We start from the raw sequence: 18,733 nt of genomic DNA, 5'->3' as shown, positions 1-18,733 counted from the left end.
TATTTTTTTATTTATATTAATTTACTAACCAACAATCTATTCATTTTAGTAAATAAAGAAAGGGTGAGTAATATACTTATCGGATGCGAATAACATACCTGATTTTGGTTAACAAACTTAGTGAAAAATTCCGAAACAAGATCTTTGTTTAAAAGTTCCGAAAAATCAGGATTTTCAAACAGCCATTTTTGGAGTTCCTTTTCATTGGAGTCTCCTACAAACTGTAATTCCCAGTTGCGTTGAATTAAAGTTTTTGGTTGCAAGGTTCTTCGAATTTTATCCACTATTTTATACGGCAAATTCCATGGTCGTTTATCCCAATGATAATGGTACAAATTAAAGGGACGATGATCTTGCCAAGTGATTTTGGCCAAAGCAGGCATACGCATCTTTAAATATTCTATTTGGATTTGTCTTCCAGCCAAATATTTCTCGGGAACAGTGCAAATGAATTCGCACATACGATTGTCGTAATACGGAACACTTATTGGGCAAACCGACTCAAAAACAGACAAATTTACACTCGTCCAACGTGGTGCCCAATACAAACTTTTGAAAGCACGGATTTTGGCATTGGCACTATTGTTTATCGGAATCCTATCTAATAATTTTTGAATTCTGTCTCGAAGATAGTCTTCAAAATCATTTTCTAACTGCCACGATTTCCATAATGCATTGGCTAGTTCCATACCGCCTTTTTTGGCAATCTTTTTCATCAGTAAATCCACCATTTGATTTTCGGGAAAATTTTCAGGTACTCCCATATCATCAAACAGCACATCGCCCCAATGTCCTAGTGAAAAAACATCGCCTAACTCAGCAAATTTTTCTACAAATGCCATTTGTCTGGGATGGGTAAACTCGGAATAGCAACCATTAATTGCTGCTAATCGTTCTATTTTTGACCATAAATAACCTTTTTGAACTTTCCACTCTTGAAAGGAAAAATTACAGGCTTTGGCTATTTTTTTACCATAATACGTTTCATCGTGTCCGCCTTCAAAAGAATAACTGTAGCTGTTTACTTTTTTCCCTAAATGAAATAAAGCCGCCGCCTGTGTACGGCTGTCTAAACCGCCCGAAAGTGGTAGTATCACTTTTTTGTCGCCTACTTGTTCGGTAATAATGGTTTCGAACAATTGGGCAAATTCTTGAACAATTTGTTCCAAGGGTCGCTCTACTGGCGAATAATGCCATTGGAAATAGGGTTTTTCAGAAATTATTTTGCCTTTTTCTATTTGATAGTCATGAGCTGGTTTGAGCACCTTTTGCTTTTCATAATAAGTATCATCATCCAGAAAAAAACCCGTAGCTGCAAAAACGCAAATCGCCTTGTAATCTAAATCGGTTGATGTGCCAATAAAAAAAGATTTACTTGGAATTATTTGGGTCTTTATTTTTTTCATTACCTATTCTTTGAATGCAAAAATGCTCTTTTTAAAATTAAAACGAGTTAATTTATAAACTTAAATTTTAAAAAATAATCCTTCTCGATACGTTTTTTAGCCAATAAAATTCTGTTAAATCAAAACCATTCTACTTGGCTAAAAACACTCACTTCTCGATACATTTTGACTTCGTTTCTCTACGTCAAAATACTCGAAGTGACGTACTGAGTTTTACCGAAGGGTCAGTTCGAGTGATTTTTATAAAAATGCGACAGCTTTTTTTTGAAATTGTATCGAGAACAACACTTCTAGATACGTTTTTTAGCTAATAAAATTTTTCTAAAACCAAACCCGTTTTAGCTAAAAAACACTCACTTCTCGATTAGCTTCGCTCCGTTCGGCTAAAGCCTCGGGTCATTTTGACTTCGTTTCTCTACGTCAAAATACTCGAAGTGACGCTCTAATAAAACTTGTCCCTACCGTCAGTCAGTTCGAGTAATTAAATAAAATGCGATAGCTTTTTATTTAATGTATCGAGAACCACTTCTCGATACGTTTTTAGCCAATAAAATCTCAACTAAATCAAAACCATTCGTTTGGGCTAAAAACACTCGAAGTGACGATACGATACGTTTTTTAGCTAACAAAATTCTACTAACCCAAAACCGTTCCCCTTGACTAAAAACACTCGATTCTCGATACGTTTTGACTTCGTTTCTCTACGTCAAAACACTCGAAGAGACGTTCTAATAAAACTTATCCCTACCGTCAGTTCGAGTAGATTTTTACAAAAATGCGACAGCTTGCTTGTACTGAATAGATGGTTTACCTATTCCAAAATTGTCTTTAGTTTTTCTGAAAGCCCATTAAAAGTTTCTCTTATCTCTCTTAAGCCCTTCAGTTTCCATTCATCCTTAAATTCCCTGAATCTGGTCTCTTGAGAAAATAGCCTTTCCCTTAGCCCTTTACTGTGTGAAATAATATCTCAAATCTAATCAAACTCTATTTCAAAATATTGAAGAATAGCTTTGTAATTATCCTGAGCTGTAAGACAGGTATCTAACAAATATTCTCTTATATTAATCCACTCCTGTAAACCTCTATAGTAAAACAGTTTAATATCTTCATCGATAATGAAGGGCACAATATTATTGTCAAGACATTCTTTAAACATGATTAGCCGACCAACACGTCCGTTTCCGTCCTGAAAAGGGTGAATGATTTCAAACTGGTAGTGAAAGTCTATAATATCTTCAAAAGTTTTCTGTTCAATACTGTGATAACCAGAAAGTAAATCTTTCATTTTTGACGTCACGGCTGCAGGTGGACAAGTTTTATTACCACCTACTTCGTTAGGAAGTCTTTTGTATTCGCCAACATTAAACCAGTCTTTTCGACTATCAGATGTTCCTGATTTCAGTAGATAATGTAATTCCTTTATAAATGATTCTGATAATTTAGATTTTGCCTTATCAATGATTAAATCAATACATCGAAAGTGGTTGGTTGTTTCTATGATGTCATCTACATTAATACTTTCTTTAGAAGCTCCGATAGTATTCGTTTCAAAAATATATCGGGTTTGATCATGAGTCAACTTGCTTCCTTCTATGCGGTTTGAATTATAAGTCAGATCGATTTGCGTACGGTGATAAATACCACCTTTGAGCTTCATTTCTTTTTGTTCTTTGAGATGATTGAGTAATGGATTATCACTAAATTTCTTCTTATTTGCTTTCTCAGGTAATATTGCATCATCGGGAACATTCCATGTTTTACCGGTTAAAAAAGCTCCCTTAATTCTTCCTGTAGCACAATAATTCCGGACAGTTCGTTCTGGAACATTCCACTTTTTTGCAAACTCACTTACTGAAATATAATTCATAGCTTTTGATTATAGATGCCGTTATCGGCAAAAATACAACAAATAACAACTATATATTAATTTATTTTTGCCGATAACGGCATGATTAAGGATTTAATTTCCTATGTAAATACGATTCGCTATCAACTCTATGAACAAATTCTTAATCAAGAAAATGAATTGGTTCAAGTTAAGGATACTTTAAACTATGAATAGCCAACTAAATATTTGATGACAAATACAGATTATTCATCTGATATTTCCTTAATTCCAGTTCTAACCGCAAATAAAGCTTTTGTATTGGGATATACCGATGAAGAATATGGTATTTATGATAAGGGGCAACGTATTATTTTCGAAGATTTTACAATGGATGTAAAGTTTGTGGATTTTCTATTCAAAGTAAAATCATCAGCAATTAAAATTTTGACAGCTAAACCAAATGTGAATCTAAAATTTATATTTGAATATTTGTCATTTTTAAATCTATCGTCAAATGAACACAAACTCACATAATACTAACATACAAATCTTCATGTTCTTTTATAAATTTCTGTACTGAAAAGTGTTCTACACAAAAACCCCTAAGTTTTTTCCCTATCTGTCTTCTTTCATTTTCCGATTTATGATAAAAGGAATCTATCTTTCTGCTTAAATCTTTGGCATTAGAAACTTCAAATAGTAATTCCGGAAAATCTTTCAACACAAAATTAATCCCACTAATATTCGACCCTAATACAGGCACTCCCATTGTCATTGCTTCCACTAGAGCCATTGGCATTCCTTCTTTCAAACTAGGAATCACATACAAATCGGCACCTGCAAGAAATGGACGTACATCGGTATGCTTTCCTAAAAAAGTAATTTGATTTTGTAAATTCAAATCAACTACAAATTGTTTTAATTTCGTAGCATAATCGCCACGGTCGTCACCCAAAATATCTAACTGAATAAGTGGATTATTCAATAACTGAATTGCTTTTATCAAGACCTCAATGCCTTTCACTGGAACCAAATTAGCAACAGTTATAACTTTAAACACAGTTGTTTCTTGTTTATTCTGAAACAAACTAGAGTTGTAATAATCTGTATCTAAACCCAAAGGAATTAACTTTTGATTTTTCTTGTACGGAAAATACTCCCGCATTTCTTCGTTTATAGTTATAATAAAATCGGCAAGAAAACTTCTTATCTTCCAATGTACATTGCCCCAGCTCATGGCTTTTTTGGTGTAAATAAATTTAGCTCCGCCTAACTTAGTGGCCAATACTTCAGACCAATCACTGCTCCAATGCCAAGAGTGAATAATATCGAACTGATGCTTTTTTATAAATGCTACATAGGGTTGTAACCTTTTGTACAAAGACCAATACGGTTTTAATTTAGTTGTTGTTTCTATTAAATGAATAGGCAACCCTAAATTTTCGACTGCTGCAAAAAATGCTCCTTTATTGTGCGAACAAGCGATATGAACTTCAAACTTATCTTTATCTAAGTTTTGAGCTAAATCATAGAGTACTTTTCCACTTCCGGCAGTATCAAAATTGGGAATGGTATAAAGGATTTTTAGTTTTTTACTCATTTATTTTTTAAATATTTTTCTTTTAAAATAGGAAGACCATCTCTTATCATTTGGTTTTTGAATAAAAAACAGAACAAAATAAAAAATAAATTGAATCCATTGAGTAAACTTATTAAAAACATTAATCCGAATGTTTTACGAAATAAAACTTCTCGATACGTTCTGTACTCGAAATGACTTGTATCGAGTCTCAGAATTATTAAAAACGTCAATTCGAGTATTTTTTATGTAGCGTAGCGAAATAAAAAATGTATCGAGAATCGTTTTTAATTCTAATTTTCTTGTTCTCGATACAATTTTCTGACGAAAATTACTCGAACTGACGAAAATTAAAATCAAAAACTAATTTCACCTAATTTATGAATGTTAGACAAAATCTATTTGCAGAAATACCTTATTCCTCACCTAGTAATTCTTCTACTTCTTTTTGTAAAACAGGTAAATTTCGTATTACAATTCCCCAAATTACATCATCAGAGACCGAATCATATCCGTGAATAATCCTATTCCTAACATCAACAATTTTCCTAGAGTTAGAAATTACAATTTCACTGTCAAGTTTCAAAATGCGGTTCATAGCTTCACCGATTATTTCAATATTACGTTCAACTGCCCTTTTAGTTTTTAAATCATTTTGATATACCTCAAATATTTTTGGAATATCAACATAATAACTTTCTATTTCATGAATAGAACTCAAAATATCATACAACCATGTTTTGATGTTATTATCCATAAATCAGTTGTTTATTTTGATTTATCGTTTTTTTGAAAAAAGGATTTTTTATTGCTTTTTCTTCTAGTAAATCAACACTTCTTTTAAAAATATTTTCTAATGAAAATTTTAAATCATAATAATTATCACCATAATCGAGAACATCTAATGGCTGAAAATCAACAATTAAATCAATATCACTTTCGGGTGTAAATTGATCAGTCAAAACAGAACCAAAAGCATAGAGTGATTTTACTTTATGCGATTTACATAAGTTCAGAATATCTTTTCTATAAGTTTCAATAAAATTCATTTCCTCTATTTTTTATAAAAGTAAGAAAAACAAATTTAGAAGAATAACATATTCTTGTTTTCCGCAATTTTGTATATGTTTCTTCCAACTTCAACTATCTTATTTTGAAAAATAAATGCTTCATAAAGTTGTAGTTTCGGTAATCTGAGAAAAAGCGATATGAACTTCAAACTTATCTTTATCTAAGTTTTGAGCCAAATCATAGAGTACTTTTCCGCTTCCTGCAGTATCGAAGTTGGGAATAGTATAAAGGATTTTGAGTTTTTTCATTTATTTTTGGATACTCTTTTTATTCCAAATATTTTTTTTGTTTTATAGACTATCGAATTAAAATTCCAACTATAAGGGATTACACCAATATATGGAACATATAAGCGCTTGTATTTTTTTTTGTTTATTTTAGTTGCAAATTTTTTAGCTTTTTCGAAAGGTAAAAAATAAGGAGTAGTTGTATTCCATCTTGTACCTAACCTTTCGTGGATTATTTTTACTTCTCCGTTTAATATTAGCATACTTTTATAACCATGAGAGTTATATTCCTGAGGAAGAATAAAGTATTTTATATCATCGAAGTTCTGAAATATAGCTTCTCTTAATCCAGGCATGTCATTTTTGATATTATGTTTGATACATATACTAAGCCAATCAGAAAGGACCTTGTCGGTATATTCATTTTTTTTGATGACAATTACTCCGCTATTAAATTCAGGAATAATATTTTTAAATTTATCTGCAATATTTCCTGTGTGGTAAGAATTTTCTTAAGTAGTAGCGATATCAACCATATCCAAAAGTTCAAAAAGAGGGGAAATATCTGCACAAACAAAAGTATCTGAATCTAAAAAAATAGCTTTTTCAAAAGGTAAGTTTTGAAGCCCTATGATTTTTGATAAATAAATATGATTGTTTATTTCTTCATTTATGACAACAATATCAAAAAAAGATTTTACTTGTTCATTTGCTAATTGACTTGTGCAGACAATAGCAATAGGTAGATTAGAAAACTGTTTGATTGATTTAGCAGAGATAAATGCTTCGTCAATAAATTTTTGCCTATTAGCCACATACAAAAATCCTTTCTCTATATTTATTCCTTCTCCTTTTTCCATGTTTTGAATTAAATATTAAAGTGATTTATATAAGTTTTCTAATTTATCAACTTCTTTTTCAATCGTGAAATTTTCATTTACATACTTGATGGAATCTTGAGAAAATTGAAAATACAAATCTTTATCTTTCCAAAGTGCAATTATTTGATTTGTTAACTTTTGAAAATCCGAATATGATGCTACCAAAGCCGTCCTATCTTTAATAACTGCCTCAGGCAAGCCTCCTGAATCTGAAACCACACATGGCAACCCCACAGATTGGGCTTCTAAAACACTAGTAGGAAATGCCTCTGACACACTTAACTGTACAAAAAAATCGTAGGTTGGTAATTTTTGTTTTAATATATCATTATCTACTTTCCCTTTTGGAAAAACATATTCATGTAAACCAAAACGATCAATTAAATAATACAATTGTCCCAAATCATTACCATCTCCATAAATATCAAATTCAAAATCTATATTTTGCTCTTTTAATGACCTAGCAAATTCTATTGTCCCTTCTATATTTTTTTCCCAAGTCATTCGAAAAGCGGAAACTAATATTAATTTTTCTGTATTTGGATATTTAGGCAAAGCGTTCGAATGACTACCAAATGAAATAGGGATTACATGAATTTTTTCTTCGGGTACCTGCCATCTTTTTAAATAGTATTTTTGATGTTGACTCATAACTATAAAGGCATCTACAAGTGAATGCTTTTCTTTATAAAAATATTGCCAATCCGAGCCTAACCAAGGTTTTATATACGTATCTCCTCCCCTAAGAGTGACCACAACTTTTGGTAGTTTCGTAATCGTTTCCAAAGCCGAAAGCTTACGCCAAAGAAAACTATGTTGTAGATGTACAATATCAAACTTTGACATTATTTGTATATCTAAAGATGGATATTTGGACAACTTAAATTTATAAAGCATCCTTTGCAACTTATCTCTAAAACCATACGAAACAACGCTATAATCCGAAGCATCGGTTTTTGAGTAAGTCATTGTAGAGACAGTTAACTTCTTCCTTAGCATCACTAACAAATTCAACAAATACTTTTGATAGGTTGCGGGATATTTATCGTAAATATAAAGTATCTTCATTTTCTATTTATTTGTCCATCTTATATTGTCTCTTACCAAATGAGCAGGAATACCTGCATAAATAGCTTTTTCAATTTTGAAATTAGAATTTAAAACACTATTTGCTCCAATAACACAATGATTTGGTATTCTTGAACCTTTTAATATTGTAGATCTACAACCAATCCATACATTATCGCCAACAATAATTTCCCGAGAAACATTCACTTGTCTATCATCTGAATCACGTATAATATGAAAATCAGTATCCATTAGAAGAATATCCCAAGATAATAAGCAATTTGAACCAAACTCTATTTTCTCGTGAGATACAATAGCTGTTTCAGCAGTAATTTTAAAATTATTTCCTATAATCAAACAACCATTCTTACCAATAGATAACTTGGAACCATGACCTATTTGGGCACTCCCTTTAAATATTAAACTTCCGCATAACTGTAAAATAGCCCTTGATTTTTTCTCATCAAAAATACCAACCTCTCCAAAACCAATTCGTATCATACCATACTTCAACTTTCCTTCAATAACAACTGTCCCTTTTAACTCTTTCAAATATACATTCCTAGATATAATAATAGGAAATAAAATTGCTTCTTTAAAAGTAAAATATTTAAAGTTGAAGTAAATAGTTTTATAATTTTCATTCAATAAATAGAAAACTAGTTTCAAATATTTTTTCATAACCAAAAATTATTCATTTTTAAACCTCGAATTAATTGAATAAAAATTATTATTTTTCCCATCAATTACCACCAAACGGTCATCCTCAATACTACTTATATGATGCACCCCATCTAATCTAAACCCTCTTTTTTTCACCAAAAAAGAAGCATCATAAACTTTCTCTTCAAATACATCTTTTGATATTTTAGTAACTATCATTAAAGCGACACCTTCACCATATTTTTTTTCAGATACCTGAACAGGTCTTAGAATCCTATCTTTTGTTCTAATAAAATTGCCAGCGTTTCGGTTACAATCAAACTTACTTTTAGGATGTTCATTCCAATTGGCCTCAAGACTTTCAGAAAAAAATAATCTCGTTTTTTTTAGTTCTAAATCGAAAGTAAACCAATAATAAACACCATCAAGAACAAGTAAATTGGTATCTACAAAACTATTACCTTCATTCAAGTTTTTTTTTATCAACCATTTATAAGGAAATTTTTCAGCCTTATACAATGTCACCATTTTATTTTGACTAGTTTCTGGAATCAAATAAAATTCATCTTTCTCTCTAAAAACATTAGGATATGAGAAATGAAAGTTTGACTTGAGAACTAACTTAGGATTGAGTATTTTTTTATTTTTAATTTCGGAAACCCAAATTTCTCCCTTACCATCAACTATTGATTCCATAAAAAGATATGTTCTTTTTCCTTCTTTTATCAGAAAAGGATCTGCAAAACCATTAGTAAAACTTAATTTATAGGTGACTTTTGAAAGTTCTGATTTTGGTTTCCATTTTTTTTTAATACAATCCTCCTTAAACTCAAACAGACCAATTGACCATCCTTTAGTTTCAAAATTAAATTCTGTCTTCTTTAAACGATACTTAATGCTAGATCCAAAAGAAAACCGATACGTAATTTTTAGCAATAAATTGATTAAAAATTTCATCATCACAATAACCAACTTTTTATGAAAAAATAAAAATATCGTAGATTGATTTTATCGTATTTGCTAGTATTATTTTTCATTTTATTAAAATGACGTTTTTTATATCGTTTCAAATCATCATATGATAAATGACCTTCCAATAATTTAGAAAAGCGAAGATGTTCATCGTAATGAGTCAAAAAATATCTCATCGATTTTGACGAATTTGAATTTGAAACACTCGATGACACTCTCCTAAAATAACTTATAGTTTTCGCATTATACGAGACAACACTATTCATAAAAAACTCGTAATAAAAAACTTGATCTCCCATTATCGAGTAATTAATAAATTCAATCTTATCTTTTAACAAATTTTTCGGCCTTTTAAATAATATAGCGCTAACATTTTTTATAGGACTAGTCAAAAAAAAAGAAGGAAATAATTTTTGACTATCCATTTTTGAAAATATAGGATGCTGAACTATCTCGTTAGTTTTGGTTTGCTCATCAACAATTTTTGTCTTTGCTACAACTAAATCGGCCTTTTCAAGGAATTCAATTTGGGTTTCAAGAAAATTATATTCAGAAAAATCATCTGTTTCTGCTATCCAAACATATTCTCCTTTGGCTAACATTAACCCTTTTAACCATTGTCTGAATGGAGATCCAGAATTAATTTCATTTACAATAAAATGTTTTACCTTATTATTTGCTCGATACGAATTTAATATTTCAAGGCTATTATCTGTTGAAGCATCATCAAGAATTATAACTTCAAAATCTTGAAAGCTTTGATTGAAAACGCTATCCAACCGTTCAATTAAATACTTTGAATGATTATAATTTGGTAAAATAATAGTTACTAATGGATCCATTAATCTTTTTACTCTTTAAAAAATCTTTTTAGAACTGAGAAAACAAATACATACTTATTTAACAATCTGAATTTATTTTTAAAATCCAAATTCCAAAAGTAATTTACATAAAACTCTTTCATTAAAAAGTTTTTTTCAGAAATAGATCTTTCATAATTTACAGCACTTGCTTGTGAAGAATGTAACCTAAAGCATACCAATTCTTCATCAATAAAACCGAGATTATATTTTTTCATTATTCGCAACCAAAACTCAAAATCTAGAATTTGCTTCAATTCTGTATTGAAATATCCAACTTCATCAAAACATTTAACACTTATCAATACAGCTGTAGGTTCACCTATTTTATTTCTTGGAGTTTGCATAATATTTTTATCTTTCAGGTATTTTACTCCTGATAATATTAAACTATCTTTCAACTCAATATCAAACCAATGATTATGAACGTTTTTATAACCTGACAACCATTTCAAATGAAATGAGTTCGTGGGATCGTATAAAATAGATCGTTTACAATATACTAAACCAATGTTTTGATCCTGTTCTGCCAAATAGACCATTTTTTCAATACATGTTGGGAATAAAATATCATCTTGAAACAAGAACTTTATATATTTTCCCTTACTATTATTTATGCAATTATTCCAGTTTGCACCAATCCCATTTGGAATATGGTGATATAATGTAACTGGTATAGATGAGTGATGAATAAAATTATTTATTTTAATCAAAGTCCCATCCGTTGAATTATCATCCGAAATAATAATTTCAAAATTAGAATATGTCTGATTTAGTATTGAGTTTAATGCTTCTTCAATATACAATTCACCATTATAAGTGGGAATACAAATTGAGACTAAAGGACCTATATTCATATCATTATACATATTATTTCATAAACCAACCCATTTATTAATTTTCATTTTCACTCTTCGAAACTGTTTTTTTATAAATTTCATATAAATTTCAATCTGAAAAATATAACATCCTAAAAATTGATAATGATATTTAGGTAAAAAATACCACCACCAACCTTTATAATAAATTAATTTTGGGAGGGCACTTTTATCTAAATCGTTTCGTCTCCCCAAGTCTTCAAAATTATTATTTTGAATATATACACTATGAATCCATTTTATTTGGGGAATAGTTGTTTCTAATTGTTTAACAAAACGATAATCTGCCGCTTTCCATTCGTCCCATCTTGCTACATCTTTATATTTCGAATGAAATAAATAACAAGAAGTATCTATATTTTGCATTCGAATTACTTTCTGTTTTATGATTTCATTTGAAGGCAATAATTTTCCATTTGGATACCTCAGTTGAAAAACAAACATGGTATCTTCATTGGCATTTAAAATTTCATTATATAATCCTTCTAAAACTTTATCATGTAAAAAATTAATGTCATCATCTAAAAAAATAATCCATCCTTCTTGTACTGCATCAAGTAAAACATTACAATAAAGATTATAAGGCGCAAATTGAAGCCCATCGATATTCTCAATAACATTCTCATTTTTCCTTACAGCTAAAGTTTCTATTCCTGAATAAGTTGATAAATAATTTAAATCATCAAAACTATCAAAAGAAACTATATGTCTAATATTTTTATAAGTTTGATTAACAATAGAATCATAACATCTTTTAAAACCATTCGGCCTATTTGAAGTTCTTGTGAGGATATTAAAAACTACTCTATCATTAACTCTATTCATTAGATGTAAATTTTATTACCAAATCACTTAAAAAAAATCACCATTTCATTTATTTTTAAATAGTTATAAAATATAATTATGGATGTTAGTAAATTATTCAACACTATTTCTTAAATGGTTATCAAAAAATTACGCAAACTTATTGAAATTATTCCTTGGTAACTGGCTCCTGTAAATTCATCTAAAGTAACTACCATTTTAGGATAATTGTCGGTAATTTGCATTAGATTGCCATATTCTCTTTCCATTGTTTTTTCTTCTTGTATAGACAAAGCTACCTGAACATATAATTTTTCGGCATTTTTTTCGGCGATGAAATCAATTTCTTTATCCCCCAATGCACCTACTCTAACCGAATATCCTCTAAAAACTAAATGATTATAAACGATATTCTCCATGATTTTTCCGCGATCTTCTAAACGATAACCCCAAATACCATTTCGAATCCCTAAATTTTCAAAATAATATTTATCGCCAATTTCAAATAAACGTTTGCCTATCAAATCATAGCGAGCCACTTTATGTATCAAAAAAGCACTTACTAAATGCTGTACATACACTTGTACTTGATTGGGAGCAATTTGAATGCGTTGTGACTTTAAAAAATCACTAATTTTTTTGGCTGAAAACATACTCCCCGTATTTGCCGCTAAAAATTGCACTAATTGTTCTAAAAAAGCAACATTCCGGACGGCATACCTATTGATAATATCGCGATATACAATGGTACTATAAATATTTTTTAAATACTCAAAAACAACACTATCATTTAAGGGCAAATGCTTTAAGTAAGGTAATCCGCCATATTTCATGTATAGTTCTAAACTAGTTTCGCTATCATTTAAATTGTGGAATTGTAAGAACTCAATATAGGATAAACTATATACTGTAATTTCTACAAAACGCCCACTCAAATGACCGGCTATATCGCCAGACAATAAATTAGCATTGCTACCTGTGCAATATAAATCTAAATTTTCGTTTAGCAGCAAAGAACGAAGTGCTGCTTCAAAATTTTCAATATCTTGAATTTCATCAATAAAAACAAAAGTCTTGGCTGTTTTTGATTGATTGGCTATCACATAATCATGTAAATCTTTGGCGTTTTTTATATCCGAAAATAGTAAATCTTCTTTATTGATGTATATAATGATTGCCTCTGGATATTGTTTTTTAATCAATTCTATGATTTGAAACAACAAATAACTTTTTCCTACACGACGTTGTCCTGTCAATACTTTAATTAGGTTTTTCCCAATAAACGGTTGCACCCTATCGATGTAGGTATTTCTTGGCTCTATTTTGGAAGGAATAATACTCATGTTTTAATCGTATTTAAAACTAAACACAAAATTACAAAAAGTTTTAATTATAATTATAACTTTATTTATAAAATAAAGATACTAAAAACATACCTATACAAATTATCTAATTTAACCCTTTTGGTGTAATTAGTTTTTGATTTTAATTTTCGCCAGTTCGAGTGATTTTCTTTCGATCCCGAAACTTCGGGACGGGAAAAAAATTAGAATTAAAAACGATTCTCGATACATTTTTTATTTCGCTACGCTACATAAAAAACACTCGAATTGACGTTTTTTATTTTCAAAGTAGTTTTCGATACAAATTATCAGAAAATGCTAATCACATTTTCTGATAATTCACTCGAACAGACGAGAGACATTTACGTCATTTTATATTGCTTTTTTTGTGAAAAAATTAAGCCTCGAATTGATGTTTTTAATAATTCTGACAACCTCGACACACGCCACTTCGAGTGCGAAGCGTATCGAGAAGTTTTATTTCGCTACACTACATAAAAAACACTCGAATTGACGTTTTTAATAATTCTGACAACCTCGATATACCTCACTTCGAGTACGGAGCGTATCGAGAAGTTTTGCTTCGTTTCAATACTCAAAAAAACACTCAAATTGATGTTTTTAATAATTTTGACAATCACGATACACGTCACTTCGAGTGCGGAGCGTATCGAGAAGTTTTGCTTCGTTTCACTACTCAAAAAACACTACCAATGACATTTTTTATTTTTCAAAGTAGTTCTCAATACAAAATTTTAATAAATGCTAATTGGATCTATTAAAATTTCACTCGAACTGACGAGAACGGACAACGTCATTTTATATTGCTTTTTGGTTTATTAAATTATTCTCCCATCATCTACAATCATATATTCGCAATGTTCATTACTATCTTTTAATAGCCTTATCAATCAACTCATCAATAACAGTTAAATGTCTTTGCAAAGTAAAATTATCCTTCATTCTTTCTTTTCCGTTTTTACCTAATTGCTTAGCCAATTCATTGTCTTTCAAAAGTAAAATCATTTTTTCAGCCATGGCCTCTATATCATGTTCTGCTACTAAAAAACCAGTTTCTCCATCAATAATCACATCAGGAATTCCTGCATGAATTGTAGCAATCACAGGCAAACCTGCTGCGCTGGCTTCTAAAATTGCAACTGGAGTTCCCTCTTGGTCCCCACTCAATGCAGTAACCGAATGTTGTACAAAAGCCAATCCCTTAGATAAATAATCTACAAATTGAGTTCTATCAATAACTCCTGGCAAAAAAACTACTCCTTCTAGTTTTAATGTTTTTACCAAATTAAAACAAGTTTCATATAATTCGCCAGTACCACCTATAATTAGTTTGGCTTCGGGAAATTGTTCGTGTACCTTTTTGAATGCTAAAATAGTATAATAAGGTGCTTTTTTATTCACAAAACGACCAATCCCAATAAAGGTTTCTGAACCAAATTGTGGTTCTATAGCTAAAAACACATCACTTGGGGCGCATGGATTACAAACTAGTTTCTCTCTTGAGCACCCTAAATCTAACAATTTAGTTTCCATAACTTTAGAAACCGCAATAACATAACTACTGTATTCAAAAACCTCTTTATAGTTATTACACTTTTTTATTACTGCTTCGACAGAGGCGTCGTAACCGTGAAAATGAGTTATTAAAGGAATATTTAATTTTTTACAAACCTTCAAAATTTGATATGCCACTGTACCATACTGAGCTAAAACTACTTGTACCTTGTTTTTCTTCAAGGACTGCATAAAAGCAGTCTCTGCAGCAGAAAGCGTTTTTATTCCAATTTTTCGCTGTATCCTTAGAGCCAGCCTAAGAAATCGATGCTCCAATTTGCCATAGCCTTCCAAGTTACGAGGTATTGCCCCATCAAAATAGTAATATACTTTTCCTGATAATCCTTTTTTCTGCTCTTGGATAAAGGTTTCTGAATACGCATTTTGAGAAGGCGAAACTATAGCAATCCTATTTTCTTGCAATTCCATATAATCCAGTTATCATTTGACCTTCTTTAAAAACAACATTGTCAGGTTTGTCTAATTTTATTAAATACTTAATTATTGGTTTTAAAAGATTAGAAAACAATTTTCTTTTACCACTTTTCATTGGACTTCTTCTTACCCATAAACCTAACATTTGGGCCATTGAAGCGTGCCAACCTCCTAATGCTTTAATTTCAATATCTTTAAAACCAGAGTTTTCTAAATGCCGTTGTAATGAAAAAGGAGTATAACGATATTCATCATGAGGTACTTCATGTAAATTCCATAAAAAAGGTACAGTAAAGAAAAAACAACCATCCTTTTTTAAAACTCTAAAAGTTTCCTTTAAAACAACTTCAGGATTTGGGCAATGTTCTAAAACTTCTGTACCAATTGCACAATCAAAACTCTCATTCACAAACGGCATCAACTTACCATTCCAAGTAAAATCTGGCTGTACTAATTGATCATAAATCAATGCATTTTCAATATCCAAACCAATATATTCATTTACCCCGCTGTGCCGTAATATATGCTCTTTATAAGGCATTTTTCCGCAACCAATATCTAGCAATTTTCCATTAAAAAAAGAAAATCTATCAACTAAAGCCTTGAATATAGACGTTCTAATATAATACTTATCTAATGTCTCAATTGAAAAAGATATGTTTATAAAATCATTCATAATTTTAAGGCTTTATAATAATCCTTCCGGTATAATCTATTCTATGGATATAAGGTTTAAAAGTCATTTTATCAAAGAACTCATCTACTGCTTTTTTACACCCATTCCAATGACCATAATCGTCTATAATCAAAACCCCTCCAGGTACTAATCTTTCGTATAAAACTTCCAATTCTACTTTTGTAGATTCATACCAATCTGTATCCAAACGCAATAGAGCTATTTTCTCTGGCAATTCAGTTGAGAATAGTGTTTCTTCAACTGGGCCTTTAACAAACGTAACTTTATCTTGAGGATACTCAAATTGTGAAATATTATTTTTAACAATTTCAATTTCAGCCTTTGCCCACAACCAAGAACTTTCAACATCTTCAGTTTTCATTTTTTCAGCAGCGATATTCCCTTTTAGGTCTAAATCAAACTCTGTAGGTTGATTCATTCCTTCAAATGTATCAAACAACCATATTTTTTTTTCTAAACTTTTAAGTCTTTTCAATGTTAAAATACAAGCTATTACGCTTCCTCCCTTCCAAACACCACATTCAACAATATCCCCTTCTAATCTATTTTGATTCATATATTCTAGCGATCGTATCAAGGAAACTATCCTTTCTGGTGATGTCATCGTATATTCTCTTACACTATCTATTACTTTTATTTCAAATTCAGAATAATCACTTTTACTCAGATCACTTTTTTTTTCAATTCTTGAACTATTTTCTTTTTTTAAAAAGTGTTTTATTCGTTTTTTAATTTTTAAAACAATATCCATCTTTATAATTTATTTACAACCCAATTATTATCATCAATATACTTACATGCACCAGTTTGCCAATTATAACCTCCTCTGACATTTTTCATCATTTCTACTTTTAGTTGACAAGCAGAATCCACATAATCAAATCTTACCTTAGTTTTAGAATTAGACAAATATGCTCTAATTGAATAATTACCTATGTAAAGTCTCAATTTCGGAAAATTACACACAAAGGTATATCTCCCTTTTTTTCTTTTAATATTAAACTCTGAATCGATTTGCCATGCATGTAAAATTGGTTTTTGAAATTCATCGATTATTTGAAAAGAAAGAGCCAAATTTTCAATATCAAAAGGTAAATCAACTGTAAAATCAATCATCAACTCATTACCAAATTCATGAACGCCATTTGGTAAACTTGTTATTAAGTCAATTCCCGTTATTATTGGTCTATCGTTTGTAGCATTAGCTCTATAATTTAAGTCTTTTGAACCATCACTTAAATAAATATTAATAGCGTCATCTGTTTTCCCTTCGAAAAAAACTTTTCCATTCTTCATAATAATACAATTATTAGTAAGAGCTGAAACAGCATTCATATCATGACTCACAAACAAAACCGTTCTGCCTTGCCCTTTAGCAATATCTTGCATTTTACCGATAGCTTTTTTCTGGAATTCGGCATCACCTACGGCCAAAACCTCATCGACGACCAAAATTTCGGGTTCCAAAAAAGCCGCTACGGCAAAAGCCAATCGCACAGTCATTCCGCTACTGTAACGCTTGGTAGGTGTATCGATATAACGTTCACATCCTGAGAATTCAATTATTTCATCTAGCTTGGCGGTAATTTCCTTTTTGGTCATTCCTAAAATGGCTCCGTTCAAGAAAATATTTTCTCTACCTGTCAGTTCAGGGTTAAAACCTGTTCCTACTTCCAACAACGAAGCTATACGCCCTTTAGATTTGATACTTCCGGTGCTTGGTGCTGTTACTTTTGAAAGAATCTTTAAAAGTGTAGATTTCCCAGCTCCATTTTTCCCGATTATTCCTAGAACCTCTCCTCTTTCTACTTCAAAATTAATATCCTTCAATGCCCAAACATAATCAGATTTTCCTTTTTTAGAACGGTCATTGGTTTCTCCAATTTTCAAATACGGATCTTCTTTCCCACGAATAGTATGCCACCATCTGTTCAAATCATGGCTTAAAGTTCCTGTTCCTACTTTTCCCAAACGATATTGCTTGGAAATATTTTCGGCTTTTAAAATAATATCTTTCATACCAAAGAATAATGAATGTAGCGTAATCTAGCTTTCTAATTTTAGAAACTATTTCGTTGAAAAACTTTTATCCCTTTAAACCGTATCAATAAAATTCTTCTCGGTCTTATTAAACAACAAAATGCCAATAATAAAAATAATAATAGTAAAAACAATCGTATAACCAATTCCCCAAAACGAAATTGTACCTGTATCTAGCAACATATATCGAAACGTTTCAATTATATATGCCAAAGGATTGTACTGTACCAACCAAGCGTAATCAGGTATTTTTGTTTGTATTAATGTAATTGGATAAATTACTGCCGATACATACATCAGCAATTGCACTCCAAAACCAATGAGATGACTAAAATCTCTGTATTTGGTCACTAAAGATGAGATAATCATCCCAAAACCAAGTCCAAGTATTCCAATCAGCAAAATA

Annotated in this window: 22 protein-coding genes; 2 read left to right on the top strand and 20 right to left on the bottom strand. The window is 30.6% G+C overall.

Going from position 1 to position 18,733, the window contains the following annotated elements:
- Nucleotides 1–11: 11 nt before the first annotated feature.
- Both ABEB18_RS11720 and ABEB18_RS11715 read right to left on the bottom strand, forming a co-directional pair.
- Nucleotides 12–1,406, bottom strand: coding sequence for an asparagine synthase-related protein (locus ABEB18_RS11720; RefSeq protein ID WP_348799490.1), 1,395 nt, complete (start codon nucleotides 1,404–1,406; stop codon nucleotides 12–14).
- A gap of 973 nt (nucleotides 1,407–2,379) precedes the next feature.
- Nucleotides 2,380–3,063: a Fic family protein gene (locus ABEB18_RS11715; protein WP_348799489.1), complete on the bottom strand. Its 684-nt coding sequence runs from the start codon at nucleotides 3,061–3,063 to the stop codon at nucleotides 2,380–2,382.
- Nucleotides 3,064–3,483: 420 nt separating this feature from the next.
- On the opposite strand from ABEB18_RS11715, the gene ABEB18_RS11710 reads away from it, so the two are divergent.
- The gene (locus ABEB18_RS11710) at nucleotides 3,484–3,768 is read left to right on the top strand and encodes a restriction endonuclease subunit S domain-containing protein (RefSeq protein WP_348799488.1); all 285 of its coding nucleotides are present in this window, start codon (nucleotides 3,484–3,486) and stop codon (nucleotides 3,766–3,768) included.
- On the opposite strand, the gene ABEB18_RS11705 is transcribed toward ABEB18_RS11710, so the two are convergent.
- The 13 genes from ABEB18_RS11705 to ABEB18_RS11645 all read right to left on the bottom strand — a co-directional run bounded on the left by ABEB18_RS11705 (nucleotide 3,761) and on the right by ABEB18_RS11645 (nucleotide 13,580).
- Nucleotides 3,761–4,834 (bottom strand): glycosyltransferase family 4 protein, encoded by a 1,074-nt coding sequence (locus tag ABEB18_RS11705; protein ID WP_348799487.1) that lies wholly within the window; start codon nucleotides 4,832–4,834, stop codon nucleotides 3,761–3,763. The genes ABEB18_RS11710 and ABEB18_RS11705 overlap by 8 nt on opposite strands.
- A 394-nt stretch (nucleotides 4,835–5,228) precedes the next feature.
- The gene (locus ABEB18_RS11700) at nucleotides 5,229–5,570 is read right to left on the bottom strand and encodes a HepT-like ribonuclease domain-containing protein (protein WP_348799486.1); all 342 of its coding nucleotides are present in this window, start codon (nucleotides 5,568–5,570) and stop codon (nucleotides 5,229–5,231) included.
- Entirely contained in the window at nucleotides 5,563–5,862 is a 300-nt protein-coding gene (locus ABEB18_RS11695; protein ID WP_348799485.1) for a nucleotidyltransferase family protein, read from the bottom strand. Before ABEB18_RS11695 ends, ABEB18_RS11700 begins: the two co-directional genes overlap by 8 nt.
- A gap of 120 nt (nucleotides 5,863–5,982) precedes the next feature.
- Complete coding sequence (locus ABEB18_RS11690; protein WP_348799484.1) at nucleotides 5,983–6,132, bottom strand: hypothetical protein; 150 nt, start codon at nucleotides 6,130–6,132, stop codon at nucleotides 5,983–5,985.
- Entirely contained in the window at nucleotides 6,129–6,467 is a 339-nt protein-coding gene (locus ABEB18_RS11685; protein WP_348799483.1) for a hypothetical protein, read from the bottom strand. Before ABEB18_RS11685 ends, ABEB18_RS11690 begins: the two co-directional genes overlap by 4 nt.
- Before the next feature lie 156 nt (nucleotides 6,468–6,623).
- Nucleotides 6,624–6,971 (bottom strand): glycosyltransferase family protein, encoded by a 348-nt coding sequence (locus ABEB18_RS11680; RefSeq protein ID WP_348799482.1) that lies wholly within the window; start codon nucleotides 6,969–6,971, stop codon nucleotides 6,624–6,626.
- A 15-nt stretch (nucleotides 6,972–6,986) separates the two neighbouring features.
- A complete protein-coding gene (locus ABEB18_RS11675) occupies nucleotides 6,987–8,060 on the bottom strand; it encodes a glycosyltransferase family 4 protein (protein ID WP_348799481.1) in 1,074 nt (357 codons plus the stop codon).
- Between the two features lie 3 nt (nucleotides 8,061–8,063).
- Nucleotides 8,064–8,741: an acyltransferase gene (locus tag ABEB18_RS11670; protein WP_348799480.1), complete on the bottom strand. Its 678-nt coding sequence runs from the start codon at nucleotides 8,739–8,741 to the stop codon at nucleotides 8,064–8,066.
- Between the two features lie 9 nt (nucleotides 8,742–8,750).
- Nucleotides 8,751–9,683, bottom strand: a complete 933-nt coding sequence (locus ABEB18_RS11665; protein WP_348799479.1) for a glucosamine inositolphosphorylceramide transferase family protein — start codon at nucleotides 9,681–9,683, stop codon at nucleotides 8,751–8,753.
- The gene (locus tag ABEB18_RS11660) at nucleotides 9,683–10,537 is read right to left on the bottom strand and encodes a glycosyltransferase family 2 protein (RefSeq protein WP_348799478.1); all 855 of its coding nucleotides are present in this window, start codon (nucleotides 10,535–10,537) and stop codon (nucleotides 9,683–9,685) included. Before ABEB18_RS11660 ends, ABEB18_RS11665 begins: the two co-directional genes overlap by 1 nt.
- 8 nt (nucleotides 10,538–10,545) lie before the next feature.
- Nucleotides 10,546–11,412 (bottom strand): glycosyltransferase family 2 protein, encoded by an 867-nt coding sequence (locus ABEB18_RS11655; protein ID WP_348799477.1) that lies wholly within the window; start codon nucleotides 11,410–11,412, stop codon nucleotides 10,546–10,548.
- Between the two features lie 18 nt (nucleotides 11,413–11,430).
- Nucleotides 11,431–12,258 (bottom strand): glycosyltransferase family A protein, encoded by an 828-nt coding sequence (locus tag ABEB18_RS11650; RefSeq protein WP_348799476.1) that lies wholly within the window; start codon nucleotides 12,256–12,258, stop codon nucleotides 11,431–11,433.
- Nucleotides 12,259–12,368: 110 nt separating this feature from the next.
- A complete protein-coding gene (locus ABEB18_RS11645) occupies nucleotides 12,369–13,580 on the bottom strand; it encodes an ATP-binding protein (protein WP_348799475.1) in 1,212 nt (403 codons plus the stop codon).
- Between the two features lie 455 nt (nucleotides 13,581–14,035).
- On the opposite strand from ABEB18_RS11645, the gene ABEB18_RS11640 reads away from it, so the two are divergent.
- Nucleotides 14,036–14,362 (top strand): hypothetical protein, encoded by a 327-nt coding sequence (locus tag ABEB18_RS11640; protein WP_348799474.1) that lies wholly within the window; start codon nucleotides 14,036–14,038, stop codon nucleotides 14,360–14,362.
- Between the two features lie 106 nt (nucleotides 14,363–14,468).
- On the opposite strand, the gene ABEB18_RS11635 is transcribed toward ABEB18_RS11640, so the two are convergent.
- From ABEB18_RS11635 to ABEB18_RS11615, 5 genes are all read right to left on the bottom strand, one after another.
- Nucleotides 14,469–15,584 carry a glycosyltransferase gene (locus tag ABEB18_RS11635; RefSeq protein WP_348799473.1) on the bottom strand — a complete coding sequence of 372 codons (1,116 nt, stop codon included), beginning with the start codon at nucleotides 15,582–15,584 and terminating at the stop codon, nucleotides 14,469–14,471.
- The gene (locus ABEB18_RS11630) at nucleotides 15,565–16,266 is read right to left on the bottom strand and encodes a class I SAM-dependent methyltransferase (protein WP_348799472.1); all 702 of its coding nucleotides are present in this window, start codon (nucleotides 16,264–16,266) and stop codon (nucleotides 15,565–15,567) included. Before ABEB18_RS11630 ends, ABEB18_RS11635 begins: the two co-directional genes overlap by 20 nt.
- Before the next feature lie 4 nt (nucleotides 16,267–16,270).
- Nucleotides 16,271–17,038 (bottom strand): TylF/MycF/NovP-related O-methyltransferase, encoded by a 768-nt coding sequence (locus ABEB18_RS11625; protein ID WP_348799471.1) that lies wholly within the window; start codon nucleotides 17,036–17,038, stop codon nucleotides 16,271–16,273.
- Nucleotides 17,039–17,040: 2 nt separating this feature from the next.
- Complete coding sequence (locus ABEB18_RS11620) at nucleotides 17,041–18,306, bottom strand: ABC transporter ATP-binding protein (protein ID WP_348799470.1); 1,266 nt, start codon at nucleotides 18,304–18,306, stop codon at nucleotides 17,041–17,043.
- Between the two features lie 75 nt (nucleotides 18,307–18,381).
- Nucleotides 18,382–18,733: ABC transporter permease (locus tag ABEB18_RS11615; RefSeq protein ID WP_348799469.1), on the bottom strand; the 352-nt coding region annotated here is incomplete at its 5' end.

This window comes from Flavobacterium adhaerens (assembly GCF_040045115.1).
Lineage (GTDB): Bacteria > Bacteroidota > Bacteroidia > Flavobacteriales > Flavobacteriaceae > Flavobacterium > Flavobacterium adhaerens.
The sequence above is the reverse complement of the archived record's forward strand: the minus strand, read 5'-3'. Positions and strand labels throughout refer to the sequence as shown.